The sequence below is a fragment of the Arenimonas sp. MALMAid1274 genome, from assembly GCF_049195245.1.
Lineage (GTDB): Bacteria > Pseudomonadota > Gammaproteobacteria > Xanthomonadales > Xanthomonadaceae > Arenimonas.
In genome coordinates this window covers 1-20671 of the sequence record NZ_JBMIRR010000027.1, presented here as the reverse complement: position 1 = coordinate 20671, position 20671 = coordinate 1, and the positions used below count along the sequence as shown (strand labels likewise).

Annotated in this window: 21 protein-coding genes; 5 read left to right on the top strand and 16 right to left on the bottom strand. The window is 69.8% G+C overall.

The features are described from left to right. The first annotated feature begins 54 nt into the window (after positions 1 to 54). Positions 55 to 1074 (top strand): TIGR00266 family protein, encoded by a 1020-nt coding sequence (locus ACOQFR_RS08420; RefSeq protein ID WP_421380736.1) that lies wholly within the window; start codon positions 55 to 57, stop codon positions 1072 to 1074. Positions 1075 to 1179: 105 nt separating this feature from the next. Here the strand turns inward: ACOQFR_RS08420 and ACOQFR_RS08415 are convergent, their stop codons facing one another. Next, positions 1180 to 1557 (bottom strand): VOC family protein, encoded by a 378-nt coding sequence (locus ACOQFR_RS08415; protein ID WP_421380733.1) that lies wholly within the window; start codon positions 1555 to 1557, stop codon positions 1180 to 1182. Positions 1558 to 1584: 27 nt separating this feature from the next. Further along, positions 1585 to 2196: an RNA polymerase sigma factor gene (locus ACOQFR_RS08410; protein ID WP_421380730.1), complete on the bottom strand. Its 612-nt coding sequence runs from the start codon at positions 2194 to 2196 to the stop codon at positions 1585 to 1587. 104 nt (positions 2197 to 2300) lie between these two features. Between ACOQFR_RS08410 and ACOQFR_RS08405 the strand changes: the two genes are divergently transcribed. Further along, the gene (locus ACOQFR_RS08405) at positions 2301 to 2693 is read left to right on the top strand and encodes a hypothetical protein (protein WP_421380727.1); all 393 of its coding nucleotides are present in this window, start codon (positions 2301 to 2303) and stop codon (positions 2691 to 2693) included. Between the two features lie 99 nt (positions 2694 to 2792). On the opposite strand, the gene ACOQFR_RS08400 is transcribed toward ACOQFR_RS08405, so the two are convergent. The 6 genes from ACOQFR_RS08400 to ACOQFR_RS08375 all read right to left on the bottom strand — a co-directional run bounded on the left by ACOQFR_RS08400 (position 2793) and on the right by ACOQFR_RS08375 (position 9446). Beyond that, positions 2793 to 3737: an isoaspartyl peptidase/L-asparaginase family protein gene (locus tag ACOQFR_RS08400; protein WP_421380724.1), complete on the bottom strand. Its 945-nt coding sequence runs from the start codon at positions 3735 to 3737 to the stop codon at positions 2793 to 2795. Between the two features lie 77 nt (positions 3738 to 3814). Continuing rightward, positions 3815 to 5113: an ABC transporter permease gene (locus tag ACOQFR_RS08395; protein ID WP_421380721.1), complete on the bottom strand. Its 1299-nt coding sequence runs from the start codon at positions 5111 to 5113 to the stop codon at positions 3815 to 3817. Then, positions 5110 to 5817, bottom strand: coding sequence for an ABC transporter ATP-binding protein (locus ACOQFR_RS08390; RefSeq protein WP_421380718.1), 708 nt, complete (start codon positions 5815 to 5817; stop codon positions 5110 to 5112). Before ACOQFR_RS08390 ends, ACOQFR_RS08395 begins: the two co-directional genes overlap by 4 nt. Further along, complete coding sequence (locus ACOQFR_RS08385) at positions 5814 to 7310, bottom strand: efflux RND transporter periplasmic adaptor subunit (protein WP_421380715.1); 1497 nt, start codon at positions 7308 to 7310, stop codon at positions 5814 to 5816. The genes ACOQFR_RS08390 and ACOQFR_RS08385 overlap by 4 nt, the downstream gene beginning before the upstream one ends. A 102-nt stretch (positions 7311 to 7412) precedes the next feature. Further along, positions 7413 to 8720, bottom strand: coding sequence for a sensor histidine kinase (locus ACOQFR_RS08380; RefSeq protein WP_421380712.1), 1308 nt, complete (start codon positions 8718 to 8720; stop codon positions 7413 to 7415). 15 nt (positions 8721 to 8735) lie between these two features. Continuing rightward, positions 8736 to 9446, bottom strand: a complete 711-nt coding sequence (locus ACOQFR_RS08375) for a response regulator transcription factor (RefSeq protein WP_421380709.1) — start codon at positions 9444 to 9446, stop codon at positions 8736 to 8738. Between the two features lie 133 nt (positions 9447 to 9579). Here ACOQFR_RS08375 and ACOQFR_RS08370 point away from each other — a divergent pair, with 133 nt between their 5' ends. Beyond that, on the top strand, positions 9580 to 9927 hold the full coding sequence (locus tag ACOQFR_RS08370) for a DMT family protein (protein WP_421380706.1): 348 nt from the start codon (positions 9580 to 9582) through the stop codon (positions 9925 to 9927). On the opposite strand, the gene ACOQFR_RS08365 is transcribed toward ACOQFR_RS08370, so the two are convergent. Genes ACOQFR_RS08365 through nudE form a run of 5 tightly spaced genes read right to left on the bottom strand, consistent with a single transcriptional unit; the run spans position 9928 to position 13008 of the window. Next, positions 9928 to 10437, bottom strand: a complete 510-nt coding sequence (locus ACOQFR_RS08365) for a hypothetical protein (RefSeq protein ID WP_421380703.1) — start codon at positions 10435 to 10437, stop codon at positions 9928 to 9930. 23 nt (positions 10438 to 10460) lie between these two features. Further along, entirely contained in the window at positions 10461 to 10766 is a 306-nt protein-coding gene (locus ACOQFR_RS08360; RefSeq protein ID WP_421380700.1) for an Mpo1-like protein, read from the bottom strand. A gap of 55 nt (positions 10767 to 10821) precedes the next feature. Further along, entirely contained in the window at positions 10822 to 11634 is an 813-nt protein-coding gene (gene mazG / locus ACOQFR_RS08355; RefSeq protein WP_421380697.1) for a nucleoside triphosphate pyrophosphohydrolase, read from the bottom strand. Then, positions 11627 to 12427, bottom strand: a complete 801-nt coding sequence (gene cysQ, locus ACOQFR_RS08350) for a 3'(2'),5'-bisphosphate nucleotidase CysQ (protein ID WP_421380694.1) — start codon at positions 12425 to 12427, stop codon at positions 11627 to 11629. Before cysQ ends, mazG begins: the two co-directional genes overlap by 8 nt. Beyond that, positions 12424 to 13008 carry an ADP compounds hydrolase NudE gene (nudE, locus tag ACOQFR_RS08345; RefSeq protein ID WP_421380691.1) on the bottom strand — a complete coding sequence of 195 codons (585 nt, stop codon included), beginning with the start codon at positions 13006 to 13008 and terminating at the stop codon, positions 12424 to 12426. The genes cysQ and nudE overlap by 4 nt, the downstream gene beginning before the upstream one ends. A 78-nt stretch (positions 13009 to 13086) precedes the next feature. Here nudE and bioA point away from each other — a divergent pair, with 78 nt between their 5' ends. Both bioA and ACOQFR_RS08335 read left to right on the top strand, forming a co-directional pair. Then, complete coding sequence (bioA, locus tag ACOQFR_RS08340) at positions 13087 to 14490, top strand: adenosylmethionine--8-amino-7-oxononanoate transaminase (RefSeq protein ID WP_421380688.1); 1404 nt, start codon at positions 13087 to 13089, stop codon at positions 14488 to 14490. Beyond that, positions 14487 to 15224 carry a 16S rRNA (uracil(1498)-N(3))-methyltransferase gene (locus ACOQFR_RS08335; protein WP_421380685.1) on the top strand — a complete coding sequence of 246 codons (738 nt, stop codon included), beginning with the start codon at positions 14487 to 14489 and terminating at the stop codon, positions 15222 to 15224. The genes bioA and ACOQFR_RS08335 overlap by 4 nt, the downstream gene beginning before the upstream one ends. Positions 15225 to 15281: 57 nt before the next feature. Here ACOQFR_RS08335 and ACOQFR_RS08330 read toward each other — a convergent pair whose 3' ends face one another. The 3 genes from ACOQFR_RS08330 to ACOQFR_RS08320 form a co-directional block, all read right to left on the bottom strand. Continuing rightward, a complete protein-coding gene (locus ACOQFR_RS08330) occupies positions 15282 to 15749 on the bottom strand; it encodes a chemotaxis protein CheW (RefSeq protein ID WP_421380682.1) in 468 nt (155 codons plus the stop codon). A 22-nt stretch (positions 15750 to 15771) separates the two neighbouring features. Continuing rightward, positions 15772 to 17598, bottom strand: a complete 1827-nt coding sequence (locus tag ACOQFR_RS08325) for a chemotaxis protein CheB (RefSeq protein WP_421380679.1) — start codon at positions 17596 to 17598, stop codon at positions 15772 to 15774. After that, the coding region (locus tag ACOQFR_RS08320) for a response regulator (protein ID WP_421380676.1) at positions 17591 to 20671 on the bottom strand (3081 nt) is incomplete at its 5' end. The genes ACOQFR_RS08325 and ACOQFR_RS08320, both read right to left, overlap by 8 nt.

Genomic DNA, 20671 nt, shown 5'->3' with positions numbered 1-20671 from the left:
GCTCGGCTCCACCTTTCGCCTGAACCGCCCCCCCCCGAAACCAGGAGACCTGCAATGCACCAGTGGTATCTGAGCTACAACGGCCAGCAGATGGGCCCGCTCGACCAGGCGGCGGCCAGCGCCCAGGCGGCCCGGGATCCGTCCGGCCACTGCTGGCGCCAGGGTTTCGCCGAGTGGATTCCGATCAGCGCCTGCACCGAGCTGCGCGCCGAGTCCGCGCCGGGCGCGATGCCGATCCCCGTGCCGCCGCCGCGCGCGGTCGCAGGCCAGCGCAGTGACGTGATCGACTACCGCATCTACGGAGAGGACATGCAGTTCGTCGAGATCGAACTCGATCCGGGCGAGAGTGCGGTCGCCGAGGCCGGATCCATGATGTACAAGGATTCGGTCGTGAACATGGAAACCGTGTTCGGCGATGGCTCCTCGGCCTCGTCCGGCGGCGGCTTCATGGACAAGCTGGTGGGCGCGGGCAAGCGCCTGGTGACCGGCGAGAGCCTGTTCACCACGGTGTTCTCGCATGCCGGCGCCAGCGGCAAGGCCAAGGTGGCCTTCGCGGCGCCGTACCCGGGCACGATCGTGCCGATGACGCTGAGCAACTACGGCGGCACCATCATCGCGCAGAAGGACAGCTTCCTTTGCGCGGCGCGCGGCGTGTCGATCGGGCTGTTCTTCCAGAAGAAGATCATGACGGCGCTGTTCGGCGGTGAAGGTTTCATCATGCAGAAGCTCGAGGGCGACGGCCTGGTGTTCGTGCATGCCGGCGGCACCATCATGGAGCGCGAACTGCGCCCCGGCGAGCGCCTGGACGTGGATACGGGCTGCGTGGTGGCGATGACCAGCACGGTCAACTTCGACGTCAAGCCGGTGGGCGGCGTGAAGTCGATGCTGTTCGGCGGCGAAGGCGTGTTCCTGGCCACGCTGACCGGCCCGGGCAAGGTGTGGCTGCAGTCGCTGCCGTTCTCGCGACTGGCCGGCCGCATGCTCAGCGCCGCCTATCAGAAGGGCGGCAGCAAGGGCGAAGGCTCGGTGCTGGGCGGGCTCGGGGGCATCATCTCCGGCGACCGCGGCTTCTAAGGAAAACGTACCAGGTATCTTTAATTTCCTTCACACACCGTGCCCAAGGGCACGGTGTGTGAAGGAAATTAAAGATACCTGGTACGAAATCTCGGCTTCGATGTCTCAGCGTCGGCGCGTGGCGCCGGCGGGCTGGTACAGGCTCAGCACGTTGCGGTCCGGGTCGACGAAGTCCAGGCTCAGGCCGCCGTCGGGCGCCTCGCTCACCGGCACCACGATCTCCACGCCTCGGCGCGCCAGGGCCTCGGCGTAGTCGTCGATGCCGCCGTCGAGGTTGAACACCACCACCGGGCTGTCGCCGGCCTTGGCCTGGCGTGGAATGAACACCAGCGTCAGCTCGCCGACCTGGCCGACCGCGAACGGGCCGTCGTGGCCTTCCCCCGCCTCGACCTCCAGGCCCAGCGTGTCGCGGTAGAAAGCCAGCGAACGCTCCAGCTGCAGCACGAAGAAAACTATCGCACCTACCTTGCAATCCTTGAGCATGGGACGCCTCCTTTTGGTTGTTCCCGCCTATCCGTTGCCGCCGGGGGAAAGGGTGTGAGCACGGATCACCAGCAGGTGACCGTCGGCATCGTGGGTGCCCAGCCCGGCGCGTCCGGCCAGGGCCGCCTTGAGCGCCCGCCGCACCAGCCCGAACTGCAGGTCCGCCGCCCGCGCCGGATCCCGCAGGTAGGCCAGGGCCAGCGCATCGGCCTGCTGTGCCGGCGGCAGTTCGCCCAGGGCCCGGCGGATGCGCGTCAGGCGCTGCCGGAAGGCGGTGGGCGCGATGCCCAGGATCCAGCGGATGTCGTCGGCGGGCAGGCCATGCAGGGCCAGCACCGCGACCCGGCGCGCCGAAGGCGGCAGCTTCCGAAGCAGCGGGTCGGCGGCCCCGGGGCGCACGTCGGGCGGGGCATCGCCACTGTCCTGCCCGGCGGCCTGTTCGCGCCGCCGCCGGCGCAGGGCGCCCCGCGCGGCCATCGCCGCCTGCTGACGCATCACGCCGGCCAGCCAGGCCTCGTCCTCGCGCCCGGCCTCCACCGCGGCCAGCAGGGTGTCCTGCACCAGGTCGTCCACGTCGGCCTCGCGCCGCGACAGCTGCCGCGCCTGCGCCCGCAACCGCTGGTAGCCCGCAAGATCCATGCCCCCGAATCCCGCTCCCGATGAAGACACCCGAGTGTACCGGGTATATTTTCGCGGACCGCGCGCCCGGGCCACACGGGCCTGTCTTCCCGGGAGACCCGCTCATGGACCGCACCGACGAACACCTGCGCCTGCTGGTGATCTTCCACTACATCCTCGCGGGCATGACCCTGCTGGGCCTGGTGTTCATCGGCCTGCACTACTGGGCGGTCATCACCTTCATCAACCCCGGCAGCTGGCAGGCGCGCGCCGACGTCCAGGGCATCGCCGTGCTGTCGCTGGTGCGTGGCGTGTACGCCGTGATGGCGTTTTCATGCGTACTGGGCATCGTGTTGAACGTGCTGGCCGCCCAGGCCCTGGCCGCGCGCCGGCAGTGGATGCTGTGCGCGGTGGTGTCGGGCATCAATTGCCTGCAGGTGCCGCTGGGCACTTTCCTCGGCGTGGCTACGCTGGTGCTGATCAACAAGGCCGAGGTGCGGGCCCGGTTCCGGTCGTAAAGCCGACGAAGCCAACGTACCAGGTATGTTTAATTTCCTTCACACCCCGTGCCCGAGGGCACGGGGTGTGAAGGAAATTAAACATACCTGGTACGTAAGCTACTCGGCGAACACGGCGGTCCCGCGGCTGCCGTCGGGCCGGATCCAGCCGCGGTACATGCCGCTGGTGTTGAAGGGCATGGCGATGTTGCCCTCGCGGTCCAGCGCGATGGCGCCGCCATCGCCGCCCAGCGCGGGCACGACGCGGTTCACCACTTCCTCCATCGCCGCCGCCAGCGTGTCGCCGCGGTAGGCCACGCGCGCGCAGACGTCGTGCGCCACTGCCGCCCGGATGTAGAACTCGCCCCAGCCCGTGGCCGATACGCCGCAGCGGTCGTCGGCCCAGGTGCCGGCCCCGATCAGCGGCGCATCGCCGACCCGGCCCCAGCGCTTGTTGGTCATGCCGCCGGTGGACGTGGCCGCCGCGATGCGGCCCTGCGCATCCAGCGCCACCGCGCCGACCGTGCCGAAGTAGGTGCCCGGCGCCTGTGCCTGCCCGCTGCGCTCGCGCTGGCGCGCCTGCTCCAGCTGCTGCAGGCGCCGCGGCGTGTCAAACCACGACGGCGCCACACGGGCGATCTCGGGCCGCGTATCGGCGAAGGCCTCCGCCCCGCCCGCCGCCAGCATCACGTGCGGCGAATGCTCCATCACCGCGCGCGCCAGCCGGATCGGATTGCGCACCGTACGCACGCCGGCCACCGCGCCGGCACGCCGCGTGTGTCCCTCCATGATGGCGGCATCCAGCTCATGCCCGCCCTCGGCGTTGAACACCGCGCCCTTGCCCGCGTTGAACCAGGGCGACTCCTCCAGCACCACCACCGCCGCCGACACCGCGTCCAACGCGCTGCCGCCTTGCGCCAGCACCGCATGGCCCGCGTCCAGCGCACGATCCAGGTCGGCGCGGACCGCGCGTTCGTCATCGGCCGAAAGGCTGTTGCGGTCGATCACGCCGGCACCGCCGTGGATGACCAGGGCGGTGCGGGATCCGGCAGCCAGCGTGGGCATGGCAAGGCATCCGATCAGGAGAAGGGCGACACGGATCATGGCAGCGGCAGCCTCGGGCAGACAGTCCAGGCCCCAGTCTACCCCTGGTGCCGCAGCGCCTCGATCGGATCGAGCTGGGCCGCCTTGCGCGCCGGGTAATAGCCGAAGAACAGGCCGGTGGCCACCGAGAAGCCCGCCGCCATCAGCACCACCTGCAGGTCCAGCTGCACCGGCAGGGTGGCGAACTTGCTGGCCAGCAACGCACCGCCCGTTCCCAGCGCAATGCCGATGAATCCACCGCCCAGCGAGATCAGCATGGCCTCGGTGAGGAACTGCGCCTGGATCTCGCGCGGCCCCGCGCCCACGGCCATGCGCAGGCCGATCTCGCGGATGCGCTCGGTCACCGACACCAGCATGATGTTCATGATGCCGATGCCGCCGACCACCAGCGAGATGCTGGCCACGGCGCCCAGCAGCAGCGACATCAGCCGCGTGGTCTCGGTGCGCGTGCTGACGATCTCGGCGATGTTGCGCACCGCGAAATCGTCCTCGGCGCCCGGCTTGATGCGGTGGCGCTGGCGCATCAGCGCATTGATTTCCTCTTCGACGAAAGCCAGGTCCTCGGCCCGCGCCACCGACACCGATATCTGCTGCACCGTGTTGGCCTGCCGTGGTGCCGCCGCCGGCGTGGCGGTGGTGGTGGCGGCACTGGCGGTGGCCGCCACGGCGCCGGTCGAGGGTGCGGTGGCCAGTCGGCGCCGGCCGGTCTCCAGCGGCACCAGGATCAGGTCGTCGGCGTCATTGCCCCAGCTGCCCTGGCCCTTGGACGACAGCACGCCCACCACCCGCAGCGGCACGCGGCCCAGGCGCACCGTGGCGCCGATCGGGTCGGCGTCGCCGAACAGCTCGCGGCGTACGGTCTCCCCCAGCACCACCACCTTGGCGGCCGAACTGAAATCGCGCGGCGTGAAGCCCTCGCCCAGCGCGAACTTCCAGTCGTTCACCGGGAAGTAGTCCGGGTTCACGCCCTGCCAGCTGGTGGACCAGTTGTTCTCGGCGAACACCACCTGGCCGCCGCCGCGGATCGAGGTGGCCACGTACTGCACTTCCGGCAGCTCGTTGCGGATCGCCTCGGCATCGTCGTCGGTCAGGCTGGCGGCGCTGCCCGCGCCGCCGCGCACATTGCCCTGGCGCGAGGACGAGGAAAACACCTCCAGCCGGTTCGAGCCCAGGCTGGAAATCATGCGGTCGAGCTCGGACTGCGTGCCCTGCCCCACCGACACCATCACGATCACGGCGGCGATGCCGATGATCACGCCCAGCGCGGTGAGGATGCTGCGCATCCAGTTGCCGCGCAGGGAGAAGATGGACGAGCGCAGCACGTCGGAGGTCTTCATGCGGCGGCCTCCGCGGCGGTCTCTTCATGCAGTTCGCCGTCGCGCATCACCACAACGCGGTCGGCGTGGTCGGCGATGTCGCGCTCGTGGGTGATCAGCACGATGGTGCGCCCGCCCTGCTTGAGCCGTTCGAACAGGGCCATGATCTCTTCGCCGGTGCGGGTGTCGAGCGCGCCGGTGGGTTCGTCGGCCAGCAGCAGCGGCGGCTGGTTGATCAGCGCACGCGCGATGGCGACGCGCTGCTGCTGTCCGCCCGAGAGCTCGCTGGGCTTGTGCCCGGCGCGATCGGCCAGGCCCACTTCCGACAGCGCCGCCAGCGCGCGCGGTGCGCGCTCGGCCACCGGCACGCCCGAATACACCAGGGGCATCATCACGTTTTCCAGCGCGGTCTGGCGCGAGAGCAGGTTGAAACCCTGGAACACGAAGCCAATCTTCTCCAGCCGCAGCTTGGCGCGCTGCTCGGCGTCGAGCGTGGCCACGTCCACGCCGTCGCAGGCGTAGCGGCCGCTGCTGGCCTGGTCCAGGCAGCCGATGACATTCATCATCGTGGACTTGCCCGACCCCGACTGGCCCATGATGGCCAGGAACTGCCCACGCGGCACCACCAGGTCAACGTGGCGCAGGGCCACCACTTCGGCCGGCGTGCCGGGCGAATACACCTTGCCCAGTGCCGTCAGCTCGATCATCGGCGCCGGGCTGCTCATGCCGCCGGGCGCTCCTGGCCGGTGATGACCTGGTCGCCTTCGGCGATGTCGCCGCCCACTTCGGTCACGGTGCCATCGGAGGCGCCCAGGCGCACCGCCACCGCGGTGGGCACGCCGTCCACCAGCTTCCACACGGTGCCGCGGCGCGCCGTGGCCAGCGCGCGCAGCTCCGCATCCCAACGGCCCTGCTGCTCTGGCGACAGGCTGGCGCGGAATGCCGCGAAGCTGCGGTTCATCGCTTCGGCCATGCGCTGGCGCATCGCTTCAGGCGATGGTCCCGCGCCGCCGGCGGCCTGGCCCTGGCCGCCGCCCGGACCGCGGCCCATGCCGCCGCCCTGCGGCGGCGTTGCGGCGCGACCTGCGGCACGCGCGGCAGCACGCTCGCGAACCTCGGCCAGCGCCGCATCGAAGGCCGCGCGCTGGGTGGCGTCGAGCTGAAGGGATTCGGCCACGCGCGGCAGCTCCTGCACGAGGCCGCCGCGGCCACCGCCCGCCGCGGCCGGTGCCTGTTCGCCGGGCGGCGTGAAGCGCAGCGCGGCATTGGGCACGCGCAGCACGTCGTCGCGCCGGCTGACCACGATCTCGGCGCTGGCGGTCATGCCCGGCAGCAGGCTCTGGTCGGCGTTGTCCACCTGCACCACCACCGGGTAGCTGATCACGTTGGCATTGGACGTGGCCGACAGCCGCACCTGCTTCACCTCGCCGCGGAACTGCCGGTCCGGGAAGGCATCCACGGTGAAGGACACCGCCAGGCCTTCCTTGATCTGGCCCACGTCGGCCTCGTCGATGCTCAGGTCGATCTGCATCTGCGCCAGGTCTTCGGCGATCTGGAACAGCACCGGCGTCTGGAAACTCGCTGCCACGGTCTGGCCCGGCTCGACCGCGCGCAGCAGGATCACGCCGTCCACCGGCGAGCGGATGACGGTGTAGTCCACGTCCAGGCGCGCGTTGTCCACGCCGGCCTGGCGCTGCAGCACCGCGGCCTGGGCCGAGGTGACGCGGGCACGGGCCTGGTCGCGGGCGGCCAGGGCCAGGTCGGCCTCGCTGCGGGCGATCAGCTGGCGCGACACCAGGTCGCTCTTGCGGGAGTAGTCGGCCTCGGCGTTCTTCAGCGTGGCCTGCGCTTCATTCACCGCGGCGCGCGCGCTGGCCAGGTCGGCCTGCGCCTGCTCGAGCCGGCTCTGCAGCGGCGCCGGATCCAGTTCGGCGATCACCTGGCCGCGGGTCACGGTGTCGTTGAAATCCACCGCCACCGACTTGACCTGCCCCGACACCTGCGAGCCGACCGCCACGGTGGTGGTCGCGCGCAGCGTGCCTGTGGCCGAGATCACCACCCGCACTTCGCCGCGTTCCACCGCACCGGTCCGGAAGCCGCCGGCGGCATCGCCCTGCCCCCGGCCCCAGGTCCACCAGGCGGCGGCCGCGAGGGCCAGGATCACGATCACTGCCCACCAGCGGAAGGTGGAGCGGGGTTTGCGCGGGGTGGACGACATCGTATCTCCGGAGCGAAGCGGGGCTGTGGCGAGGATAACGTCCGGGCCGCGGATGCGTTGACCGGGCGGTCGCCGCGATCACGGATCGGTTCAGCACCAGCCTCAGCCGGCGGTCGGCACGTGCGGGAAGCTGATGGTGGCCGTGGTGCCGCGACCGGGCTCGCTGTCCAGGCGCACCGGCCAGCCGTAGCGCTGCGACAGGCGCTGCACGATCGACAGCCCGATGCCCTGGCCGTCCTTCTTGCGGTCACCGGCGCGATAGAAGGGCTCGAACACGCGCGAAAGCTCTTCCTCGTTCATGCCCACGCCGGTATCGGTCACGGCGATGCTGCCGCGCCGCACCGTGACCGTGATGCGGCCCTCGTCGGTGTAGTGGCAGGCGTTGCGGAGCAGGTTGCCCAGCAGGACGGACAGCACGCGGGCCGGCGCATGCAGCTGGAAGTCGGCCTGCTGCACCAGCTCGAGCGTCACGTCCTTGTTTCCCAGCAGGGTGCGGGCCTTGTCGACCTCCTCGGTCACGACCTCGCTGACCGCGAAGTCGTCGTCGGGCAGGCCGGTGTCGCCTTCGCGCGCGAGGATCAGGAAGGCCTCGATCAAGGCCTCCATGTCGCGACCCGCGCCCTGGATGCGCTTGAGCGCGCGGCGCGACATCGGCGTCAGGCCCTCGTCGCTTTCCATCATGTCGCCGGCAACGCGGATCACGGTCAGCGGCGTGCGCAGCTCGTGCGAGGCGTCGCGGGTGAAGTCGCGCTCGCGTTCGACGAAACTTTCGATGCGGCTGGCGAAGTCGTGCAGCGACGAGGCCAGCACCAGCGTTTCTCCTTCCACGTCCACCGGCAGGTTCTCGGGACGCAGCGCGCTGGATTCGGGTTTTTTGGGGTCCCAGCGCTGTACCTGGCCGGCGAGCCAGATCACCGGCGACACGGCGCGTTTGGACGTGCGGTAGGTACTCCAGGCGATCACGTAGATCACCACCAGCACGATCGCCAGCGGCGCCATGCCGAACCAGAAGGCGAGGCTGTCCACCTGTTCCTGCTTGAACAGCAGGTACAGCAGGTGGCCATTGGAATCCTTCTCCACCAGCACCAGCGACCCGCCCTGCGCGCGCGGCAGGCTGTGGAAGCCGACCGGAAGCTGCCTGAGCGGGCCCGGCAACGGATCGGTGCTGCCACCGGCCGGGATCAGGAAGCCGGTCATGTTGTAGGTGTCGGGCACCTGGGCCTGGCTGTCCTTCGCCAGCCGCTCCCAGTAATGGGAGGCTTCTTCCTGCAGCGCGCGCTGGATCAGGACATGCTTGAGCACGGCCGAGGCGCCATACACGCCCAGCACGGCGGCGAAACTGATCGCCGCCGCCTGCAGGATGAAGGCGACCCAGATCTTGCGGCGCAGGCCGGTGCGGGCGTTGGGCATCCTTGCGTCGCCGGATCAGGCGGGCGGCGCGTCGAGGTCGGCCACGCGGTAGCCGGCGGTCTGCACGGTGTGCAGCAGCGGCCGGTCGAACGGACGGTCGATGGCCTTGCGCAGGTTGTACAGGTGGCTGCGCAGGGTGTCGGAGTCGGGCAGGCCGTCGCCCCAGATCTCGCGCTCGATGTCGCGGCGGGTCACCACGCGCGGCGATTCGCGCATCAGGATCGTGAGCAGGCGCAGGCCGATCGGCGACAGCGCGATCTCTTGGCCGGCGCGGGTGACGCGCAGGCTGGCGGTGTCGAGCACCAGGTCGGCCACCTTCAGCACTTCGGCGCTGACCTGGCGGCGGTCGCGGCGGATCAGTGCGCGCACGCGGGCCTCGAGTTCCTGGATCGCGAAGGGCTTGACCAGATAGTCGTCGGCGCCGGCCTCGAGGCCGTTGACCTTGTCGTTGAGGGTGTCGCGGGCGGTCAGCATCAGCACCGGCGTGGACTTCTTGGCTTCGTTGCGCAGGCGGCGGCAGACTTCCAGGCCGTCCAGCCGCGGCAGCATCAGGTCGAGCACGATCACGTCGTAGCTGTTGTCGGCGGCGAGGCGGTAGCCGTCCATGCCGTCGCCGGCGTAGTCCACGCCGAAACCTTTGGATTCCAGGTACTCGCCCACCATCTCGGACAGGTTGCGGTTGTCTTCCACCACCAGGATGAGGCCGGCCGGATCGTCGCGTCGCATGGGGATCTCCGATGTGAAGAGAATGTCTTCAGCTTTGTGAAGATTACACCGGGGCGACGGTGATTCCGGTGTGAAAGACTCGGCAAGCCCGCGTGAGGCTAGGCTATCCCCACCCTTCCCACGTGCCGCCCCCATGCCGACCCTGAGCGCCTACGTCACCCCGATCCTGCTGCTGCTGGCTTCCAACGTCTTCATGACCTTCGCCTGGTACGGGCACCTGAAGTACAAGGCCAGCCCGATCTGGATCGTCATCTTCGCCAGCTGGGGCATCGCCTTCTTCGAGTACTGCCTGCAGGTGCCCGCCAACCGCATGGGCCACGCCGTCTACACCGCGCCTCAGCTCAAGGGCATGCAGGAAATCCTGACCCTGGTCGTCTTCGCGGGGTTTTCGATCTGGTACCTGGGCGAGCAGATCAAGTGGAACCACATCGCCGGCTTCGCCCTGATCATCGTCGCCGCGTTCCTGATCTTCCTGGAGTAGTCAGTGCGGCTGGCCCGGCGCCAGCAGTTGGGTCACCACCCACTGAGCCATCGCCGGCCTGTCTTCCCGCGATGCGATGGGTGCTTGCTGGAGAAGGGAAGCTTCGACCGGCGCAGGAAAAACATCGGTGCGGTTGTTGAACAGCGGCACGAGCCACACGTAAGCGGCGCAGTCCTTGGGGACGTGACGCCTCGCCGCATTCGAGAACGAGATGCCAGGAACCGATACCTTCAAGTCCCCATGCTCCGCCGTCGACGCAACGCTCCACGCCTCGCGAAGAATATCCGCCAGCCGTGAGCCGTTCGATCCGATCTCCGCTCTGGTTTGGGCGATAGTGGCTCGAACACCCCCTCCCTGAGCCAGCCACTCGTCCAAAAGCCGATCCCATGCGTCGAAGCATTGCGCGGAAAGCGCGAACTGTGACGCTTCGATGGGTGGCACAGCATCGTCTTCAACCCGGCTGGGGCCTTGAGCACAGCCAATCATGCTCACTGCCAGCAAGATGGCCACCCCTGGGTGCGCCTGGGCTCCGATCAAAGCCTGATCCTGCCGGTGAGCATGTCCTTGAACATGACCCAGTCGCCGGCGAAGGAATAGAAGGGGTATTTGAACGTGGCGGGCTTGTTCTTCTCGAAGAAGAAGTGCCCGACCCAAGCGAAGGCGTAGCCGCTGAAAAGGGCCGCCAGCAGCCACCAGGCGTTGAGCGTCACAATGGCGGCGGCGACGAAGCCAAGCACGATGCAGCTGCCGACGAAATGCAGGCGACGGCACGTTTGGTTGGAATGTTCGGAAAGATAGTAGGGATAGAACTCGCGGAAACTGGCGAAGGCCTGGCTCATGGCGTGGCTCCGGCGGGGCGATGCCTGATTCTGGCGCAAAACCAGCCCTGTGGCATCAGGCCGGCTTTTCCTCGGCCTTGGCGCGGTTCCAGTAGGCGTCCTGATCGTCCAGCGAAAGGTCGGCCAGGTTCACGCCGTCCGCGGCCGCCAGCGCTTCCATCCGCCGGAACCGCCGCTCGAACTTCTGGTTGGCCCGCCGCAGCGCCGCCCCGAAATCCACCTTCGCGTGGCGCGTCAAATTCGCCACCACGAACAGCACGTCGCCCAGCTCGTCCTCCAGCCGGTCGCGCGCGGCGGCATCGCCTGCGGCCACCGCGTCGAACTCGACCCGCACTTCCTCGATCTCCTCGTGCAGCTTGGCGATCACCGGCGCCGGCCCCGGCCAGTCGAAGCCCACGGTGGCCGCGCGCTTCTGCAGCTTCACCGCGCGCTGCCATTCCGGCAGGCCGCGGGCAATGCCGGCCAGCACGCTGGTGTCCTCTTCGCCACGCGCCTTGCGCTCGGCGCGCTTGAGCTCTTCCCAGTTGGCCAGCTGGGATTCGGCATCGGCCTGCGCCGCGACATCGCCGAACACATGCGGATGCCGGCGCACCATCTTCTCGTTGATCGCCGCCGCCACGTCGCCGAAGGCGAAATGCCCCGCCTCTTCCGCCATGCGCGCATGGAACACCACCTGCAGCAGCAGGTCGCCCAGCTCGTCGCGCAGTTCGGCCATGTCGCCGCGCTGGATCGCGTCGGCCACTTCGTAGGCTTCCTCGATCGTGTAGGGCGCCACCGTGCTGAAATCCTGCGCCACGTCCCAGGGGCAGCCACGCTCGGGATCGCGCAGGCGCGCCATGATGCTGAGCAGTTCGTCGATCTCAGCCATGCACGGGTCCGCCCAGCCAGTCGCGCCAGGGCAGGTCCACGTCGCCCAGCGCGATGAAGTCGGGATTGAGGATGTTTTCCTTGCGGTTGTAGTCCAGCGGCGCGCCGTCCAGACGCAGCACGGCGCCGCCCGCGGCCTCGAGAACGCACTGCGCGGCAGCGGTATCCCACTCGCTGGTGGGGCCGAAGCGCGGATAAACGTCCATGCGGCCCTCGGCGATGCGGCAGAACTTCAGGGAAGAGCCCAGGCCATGGCGTTCGGTCTCGCCCATGCGCTCCAGCGCGGCGGCGGTGCGTTCGTCCAGGTGCGAGCGGCTGGCCGCCACGCGCAGCGGCGTGGTGGCCGGGCGCCGCGTGGTGATGGCGATGTCCTGCCCGTCGCGCCGAAGGAAGGCGCCGACGCCCGCCTCGGCATGCAGCAGGTAGTCGGTGACCGGCGCATAGACCACGCCCAGCACCGGCCGCCCGTCTTCGATCAGTGCGATGTTGACGGTGAACTCGCCGTTCTTCTTGACGAACTCGCGGGTGCCGTCCAGCGGATCCACCAGCCAGTGCCGGGTCCAGGCCCGCCGCTGCGACCAGGGGATGCCGGCGTCCTCCTCGCTGAGCACCGGGATGTCCGGCGCCAGCGCCTTCAGTCCCTCGACGATGATGTGGTGCGAGGCCAGGTCGGCCTGCGTCAGGGGCGAGGCATCGTCCTTGCTGACGACGTCGAAGTCCTGCGCGTACACAACCAGGATGGCGTCACCGGCGGCCCGCGCCAGCGCGATGCAGCCCTCGCGCAGCGTGCTCATGCCCGCAGCCTCAGCACTTCGCGCACCACGAACAGCGATGCCAGCGAACGCCCTTCCGAGCAGTCCTCGCGCAGCATCAGTTCGTGCAGCGCGTCCAGGCGCCAGGGCACGACCTCCAGCTCCTCGGGCTCGTCGCCGGGCAGCCGCTCGGGGTACAGGTCCTCGGCCAGCACCAGGTGGATCTCGTGGTTCATGTAGCCCGGCGCCAGCGTGATCGAGCGCAGGCGCGTCAGCTTGCGCGCGCCGAAACCCACTTCCTCCTTCAGCTCGCGGTTGGCGGCGTCGAGCACCGATTCACCGGCGTCCATGCGGCCCTTGGGCAGGCCCAGCTCGTAGCGGTGCACGCCCGCCGAGTATTCGCGCACCAGCAGCACCGTGTCCTTGTCGGATATAGCCGCGATGATCACCGACCCGTGCCCGCCGCTCTTGATGCGCTCGTAGCGCCGGCGTTCGCCGTTGCTGAACTCCAGGTCCAGCAGCTCGCGGCGCGAGTGCCCGTTGTCCTGGGTCTCGATGCCGTGGATGGTGGGCAGGGCGCGCGGCGCGGCCGTGTCGCGCGGGGGCGTGGGATGATCGGGCATGGGACGATTCTAGCCGCTGCCCGGCCACCCGTCCCGTCGGCGTGGACAGGCCGGGCCGGGCCACGGATCATCCCCGGCATGACGCAGCCACCTCTCGTTCCCGGGGCCGACCCCGACACCGCGCGGCAACGCGCCGAAGCCCAGGCCTGGCGCGACCGCGACCTGGCCGTGGTCTGGCACCCGTGCACGCAGATGAAGGAGCACCCGCACACGCTGCCGCTGGTGCCGATCCGGCGCGGCCGCGGCGCCTGGCTTGAAGGCGTGGACGGCACCCGCTACCTGGACGCGGTCAGCAGCTGGTGGACCAACCTGTTCGGCCACGCCGAGCCGCGCATCGCCGACGCCATCGCCGCCCAGGCGCACGAACTGGAGCACGTGATCTACGCCGGGTTTTCCCACGCCCCCGGGCTTGCCCTGGCCGAGGCGCTGCTGGCCAAGGCGCCGCCTGGCCTGGCGCGGGTCTTCTACGGCGACAACGGCTCGGCGGCGGTGGAAATCGCGCTCAAGATGAGCTTCCACAGCCACGCCAACCGCGGCCAGGCCGGGCGCACGCGCTTCATCGCACTGGGCAACGGCTACCACGGCGAAACCCTCGGCGCGCTGTCGATGGGCGACATTCCGCTGTACCGCCGCGTGTATGCGCCGCTGCTGCTGGAGCCGCTGTTCGCGCCCTCGCCCGACGCCTACGAGGCCGAGCCCGGGGAATCGGCCGAGGCCTGCGCCCTGCGTCGCGCCGGGCAGCTGGCGGACCTGTTCGCGGCGCACGAAGGCCAGGTCTGCGCCCTGATCCTGGAGCCGCTGGTGCAGTGCGCGGGCGGCATGCGCATGCACCATCCGGCCTACCTGAGGCGCGCGCGCGAAATCTGCGACGCCCACGGCGCGCACCTGATCGCCGACGAGATCGCAGTCGGCTTCGGTCGCACCGGCACCCTGTTCGCCTGCGAGCAGGCCGGCATCACGCCCGATTTTCTGTGCCTGTCCAAGGGCCTGACCGGCGGCTTCCTGCCGATGTCGGCGGTGCTGACCACCGCCGCGGTGTACGACGCCTTCCTGGACGACGCGCGCGAGCGCGGCTTCCTGCATTCGCACAGCTACACCGGCAACCCGCTGGGCTGCGCCGCGGCCCTGGCCTCGCTGGCCATCTTCGACAGCGACGACGTGCTGGTGCGCAACCGCGCCACCGCCGCCCGCATGGCGGCGCTGGCCCGGCCCTTCGCGGCGCATGCGAACGTGGCGGACCTGCGCCAGACCGGCATGATCCTGGCGATCGAGCTGGTGGCGGACCGGCGCACGCGCGCGCCCTTCCCCGCCGCCGAGCGCCGCGGCCTGCGCGCCTACCGGCACGCGCTGGAGCGCGGCGTGCTGCTGCGCCCGCTGGGCGACGTGCTGTACTGGATGCCCCCGTACTGCGTGGGCGACGCGGAACTCGAACACCTCGCCGCGGTCACAGCCTCGGCCATCGAAGAGGCGACCCGCGCATGAGGACCATCCGCTGCCACGTGGACCAGCCCCTGGCCATCGGCCGTCGGCTCGACCTGCCCGAGGACACCAGCACCCACCTGGTGCGCGTTCTGCGACTGGCCCCCGGCGACCGCTTCGAGCTGTTCAATGGCGATGGTTACGACTATGCAGCCCGCCTGCTGTCCGCCGCCAAGCGCGGCGCCGAGGCCGAAGTGTTGTCGCGCGAGCCGGTCGCGCGCGAATCCGGGCTGCACATCACCCTGGCCCAGGGCCTGGCACGCGGCGAGAAGATGGACCTGGTGCTGCAGAAGGCCACCGAGCTGGGCGTGGCGGCCTTCGCCACCGTGGTGAGCGAACGCACCGAGGTGAAGCTCGACGGTGAGCGCGCGGCCAAGCGCATGGCGCACTGGCAAGGCGTGGTGGCTGCCGCCTGCGAACAGAGCGGCCGTGCCGTGCTGCCCGCGCTGGCCGAGCCGGTCGCCCTGGCGGAGTACGCCTCGCGTGAGTCCGCCACGCACCGACTGGCGCTGGATCCCAGCGGCGAACTCGACCTGCGTGGGCTCACGCTGAAGCCCGGCGACACGGTGGCCCTGGTCGTCGGCCCCGAAGGCGGACTGTCCGAACGCGACCTGGCCACGCTGCGCGCGGCCGGCTTCCGCGGCCTGCGCCTGGGTCCGCGCGTGCTGCGCACCGAAACCGCCGGGCTGGCCGCCATCGCCGCGCTGCAGGTGCTGCACGGCGACCTGGCCGGCTGAACCCGGAAACGACGACGCCCGCGCGAGGCGGGCGTCGTGGAAGAAAGCGCGGCGGACTCAGGCGGCCTGCTGCAGCGCCTTGGAAATCATCAGCTCCACGCTCATCAGGTCGGGCACCGCCGCCGGATCATCGTTGAGCGTCACCCGCGAGTGCACGCCCAGCGGCAGTTGCTTCATATCGTGCAGCTCATTGAGCGCGGTGGTGGACACCGTGACCAGGCGCGGGAAGCCCTGCGACAGGATGGCGAAGAAGGGCAGCTTGGGGTTGTTCCCCAGGGCCTTGAGCACGGCCACCTTCGCGCCCAGGTGGCCGTCTTCCTCCGACCAGCCGGCCAGGCGCGAGAACGACAGCAGCGGCAGCCGCCAGCCGCGCCAGCGCACGCGGCCCAGGAGCCACTCGGGTGCATTCTCGACCGCTTCGGGCTCGGAGTAGGTGATGACCTCGGCCACGCTGGCATTGGGCAACAGCAGGCGACCGTGGGTCACCGTGATCAACACGCCGCGGATATCGCGCTGGGTAGTCATGGGTAGGCTCCGGGAACGTTCTTCATTTCCAGCGTTCGATGACCAGGCGCGCCAGTTCCGACGGGCTGGCGGCAATGGCGCCGGCGTCGATCACGGCCTGGGCCGAGACTGCGTCGAAGCAGAGGCTGGGGTCCTGGGCCAGGATGAAGGCACCTTCGGACTGCAGTGCCAGCACCGCCGGCAGCACGGCCGGGTCGGCGCCGCTGAGCACCAGCACTGCGCTGTCGGCCGCGGGCAGCGCCGACACCACGCTGGCCAGCTGCTCGACACGGGTGAAGGTGAAACTGTCTTCGCTGAAGTGCACGCCGACGCCGGGCTGGAGCACGGCCACCCGGCCCGGGAAGGCCAACTTGCCTTCGGCGGCCAGGTCCAACGGCAGGCCACTGGCCTTGGCCAGCTGCCCGACGAGGCGGTCGTGTTTGCCGGTATCCAGGTGCTGGTAAAGCAACACCGGCACCGGCAGCGTCGGCGGCAGCACGGCCAGCAGCTGGCGCACCGCATCGGGACCGCCCAGACCGGCGAGCACCAGCAGGGCACCGCGTGCGGTGGCGTTGTTGCCGGTGGATTCGGCGTCGGCCAGGCTCAGCGTGGCCGAGCGCGGCGGCGGCGGCGCGGCCGGCATCAGCGGGGGCGGCTCGGCGGCGGGTGCCGGGGCCGACACATCGGCGTCCATCGGCATCAGTTCGAGCGAGCCGAAGCTGGATCCGAAGCCGGGCGCGGCGGCGGCCTTCGCAGGCTCCGACGCCGGCTCGGCGCGTTCGGTGGGCGCGGCGGCCATGAAGTCGGGCTGGCTGGCCGACTGGCGCTGGTCCTGCGCCTCGAAGGCTTCCAGCTGCGCGGCCAGCGCCGCGACGTCGTCGTCCATCTGCTCGCCGAGCGAGGTTTCCTCATCGCTGTAGGACGAGAACTTCACGGGTTCGCTGGGCAGCTCCATGTCGACCAGCAGCGGTTCTTCGTCGGCCAGGCTCAGCTCGTCGGCGGCGACCGCCATCGGCGCGCCGTCCTCCGGCAGGGCCGACAGGTCGATGTCCAGCGCACCGGCATCGAACGACAGCTCGTCTTCCAGGGACAGTGTGCTGTCCGACGACGCCGGGGTAACGGCGTCCGTCGGCTCGTCTTCCAGCGACAGCTCCGGCGCCGCGGCGTCCATCGTTTCCGAGGGCACGTCTTCCAGCGTCAGCGTGGATTCGGGGAACCTGCCGGCGGCAGGCGCGGCGGGCGCGTCTTCCTGCAGGCGACCCATGGCTTGCTCGAGATCGCCCAGGTCCAGGTCCAGGTCGAGCGCGAGATCCTCGTCCGCGGATGCCGCAGCGGTTGGCGCGTCTTCCGCCGCCACCGGCTCGCTGGCGAGCGAGGGATTGCTGGGCACCCAGTCCGACAGGTCCAGCGATTCGGCCGCGTAGTCCTCAAGCTTTTCGTGCTGCATTTCCTGCGCGGGCGTCGGCGGTGCGCCGGGCTCCAGCGACAGGTCGAATTCGGGCAGGTGGTCGGCGCCACCGGGCGGCGGCGGCAGCAGGTCGCTGCCGACCAGCTTCGCGGCCAGGTGGCGGGCCCAGCGCGCCAGGTCCCAGCCATCGAGCAGGCGCGTGACTTCGGCATCGTCGTACATCACTTCGATGCCGGGCGCCGCCAGCAGGTCGTCGAAACGCGCCAGCGCATCCTCCATCGCCGGCTCGAGGCTGACCAGCACCACCGACGGGTTTTCACCCGCGACGATGCCAGGATCGAGCTCGGCCGGATCGCCTTCGGCCACCATCTGCGCGCCCAGTTCGGCCAGGGCGCGGCGCAGCTGGTCACGGGCCTCGCCCGGGCGGGCGAGCAGCGCTACACGAACCGGCGACTCAAGCATTGACCGGCTCCACGCCCAGCATTTCGAACACGTTCCGCATCAGCTCCACTTCCTGGTACGGCTTGCCGAGGTAGCGGTTGACGCCGATGTCGAACGCGCGCTGGCGGTGTTTGTCGCCGGTACGCGAGGTGATCATGATGATCGGCACGTCCTTCAGGCGCGGGTCGGACTTCATGTTCTGCGCGAGCTCGTAGCCGTCCATGCGCGGCATTTCGATGTCGAGCAGCATCAGGTCGGGCACGCGCTCGGCCATCTTCTCGATCGCGTCCACGCCGTCCTTCGCCGTCAGCACTTCCATGTTGTGGCGTTCCAGCACGCGGCCGGTGACCTTGCGCATGGTGATCGAGTCGTCCACCACCATCACCGCCGGGATGCGGCGGACCGGCGCGGCCGGGGCCGGCGCGACCACGATCGCGTTGCGGTCGATGTTGGCCTGGCGGCGCACCAGCGGCGCGACGTCCAGGATCACCACCACGCGGCCGTCGCCCATGATGGTGGCGCCGAAGATGCCCGGGATCGAGTTGACCTGCGGACCCACCGGCTTGACCACGATTTCCTTGCTGCCCAGCACCTGGTCGATGCAGATCGCGGCGCGCAGGTCGCCGGAACGGGCGAGCAGCACGGGCATCTGCAGGCTGTCCTGTGCCTTGGCCGGCGCATGGCCGATCAGTCGACCCAGGTCGTGGATGGCGTAGGACTCGCCGGCGTACATGAAGCTGGGCGTGTCGGTGGCCAGCTGCTTCTCGAGCTCGGCGCGACCCATGCGGCCCACGCCCTGCACCGAGGCGATCGGCACCGCGAAGCTGGTGTCGCCGATCTTGACGAACACGGCCTGGGTAACGGCGAGCGTGAACGGCAGTCGGATGGTGAAGGTGCTGCCCTTGCCGACTTCGGACTCGATGCTGAGCGAGCCGCCGAGCTGGCGGATTTCGCTGTAGACCACGTCCATGCCGACGCCGCGACCGGCCAGGCGGCTGACCGATTCGGCGGTGGAGAAACCGGTCTCGAGGATGAAGCCGTAAAGCGTGGCGTCGGAGACTTCGGCCTCGGCCTTGAGCAGGCCGCGCTCGATCGCCTTCCTGCGGATGGCTTCCTTGTCCAGGCCGCGGCCATCGTCGCTGACCTTGAGCACGACTTCGGAACCTTCACGCTGCACCTGGATGCGGACCGTGCCTTCTTCGGCCTTCTTCGCCTTGCGGCGATCGGCCGGCACTTCCAGGCCGTGCGCGACGGCGTTGCGCAGCATGTGTTCCAGCGGCGCGGTCATGCGGTCCAGGACGTTGCGGTCCATTTCGCCGGCGGCGCCGTCCACCTTCAGGTTGACCTGCTTGCCGGTATCGCTGCCCGACTGGCGCAACACGCGGCGCAGGCGCGGCACCAGGGCATCGAAGGGCACCATGCGCGTGCGCATGAGGCCTTCCTGCAGGTCCGAGCTGACGCGCGACTGCTGCAGCAGCAGGGTTTCGTACTGGCGCGTCAGGTCGTCCAGCGAGCCCTGCAGGCTGACCAGGTCGGCCGCGGACTCGGCCAGCGAGCGCGACAGCTGCTGCTGGGTGGTGAAGCGGTCGAGCTCCAGCGGATCGAAGGTTTCCTCGTTGGTCTCGCCCTCGCGCTGGTAGCGCGCCATGATCTGGGCTTCGGTCTCGATGTCGAGCTTGCGCAGCTGTTCGCGCAGGCGGGTCGTCGTCTGGCCGAGTTCACCCAGGTTCGCGCGGAAGGCGCCAAGCTGCTGTTCCAGGCGGGCGCGGTAGATAGCCACCTCGCCGGCGTAGTTCACCAGGCGGTCGAGCAGGTCGGCGCGGATGCGCACCTGTTCCTGCGGGGCGCGCACGCCGGTGCCGTCGTCTTCCTCGCCCAGGCCTTCGATCGGCGCCGACAGCGGCGCCATTTCGTTGGCCGCACCGGTACGCACCGGCGCGACACGCGCGACGGCGGCTTCCTCCGCGGCGGCGGCCTTGCGGTCGAGCGCGGTGGTGGCGGTGTTGGTGCGTTCGGTGATGGGCGCGACCGGGGCGCTGGTCTCGACCTCGGACAGCGCCTTGCCCTTGGCCAGGGCATCGATCTGGCCGATCAGGTTGGCCGGCAGCACGATCGCCTTGCGGTCGGCGACGCGGGTCACCATGCCGTGCAGGCGGTCGAAAGCGCGCTCGAGCACGACCACGCCGGTCTGGGTCAGCTCGCGACGGCCTTCGGCCACGACCTCGAGCAGCGACTCCATGGCGTGGCCCAGCTCGCCGATGGCGAAGATGCCGGCCATGCGTGCGCCGCCCTTGAGCGTGTGCAGGTCGCGCTGCAGGCCGACCACGAGCTCACGGTCGGTGGTCTTCTCGCGCAGGTTGGCGAGCAGGCCGTCGGAATGGTCGAGCAGGTCGCCGGACTCTTCCAGGAAGATGTCCAGCAGGTCCACATCGATGTCGCTGGTGTCGAGCTCCGCGTCCGGATCGTCCGGATCCAGGGCCAGGGGCACCTGCACGCGGCTGGCGGGCTGGGGTTCGTCAGTTGCGGTTGCCCCGGTCGTGGCGGCCGCGAGAGCGGCAGCCGCGGTTTCGGCGGCAGCGGCCTGGGCTTCGGCTTCAGCCGCTTCGGCGGCTTCTGCTTCGGCGGCGGCAGCCTCTGCGGCGGCAGCTTCGGCAGCAGCGGCTTCGGCGGCAGCGGCTTCGGCAGCAGCGGCTTCGGCAGCAGCGGCTTCAGCAGCAGCGGCTTCCGCAGCAGCGGCTTCCGCAGCAGCCCCTTCGGTAGAGGTGTCGGTGAGGACCCCCTCCGGAATTTCGGCGGCCAGCGCGTCGGAAAGCGCGCGTTCGTCGATGCCCAGATCCGAAACCTCGAATCCGACCAGGTCGAGATCGGCGCGCTCGGTGGCCTCCGAGTCGATCGTCGCCTCATTCGTGGCGAGCGGCGTGGCGGGCTCAGGCGAGGTAAGCGCCTCGAGTTCTTCCAGGCTCATGCCATAGAAATCGTCATTGCCCAAAACCGCTGCGTCGGCAGCAGCGGCTTCGGCAGCGGCGGCTTCGGCGGCGGCGGCTTCGGCGGCGGCGGCTTCGGCGGCAGCGGCTTCGGCGGCAGCGGCTTCAGC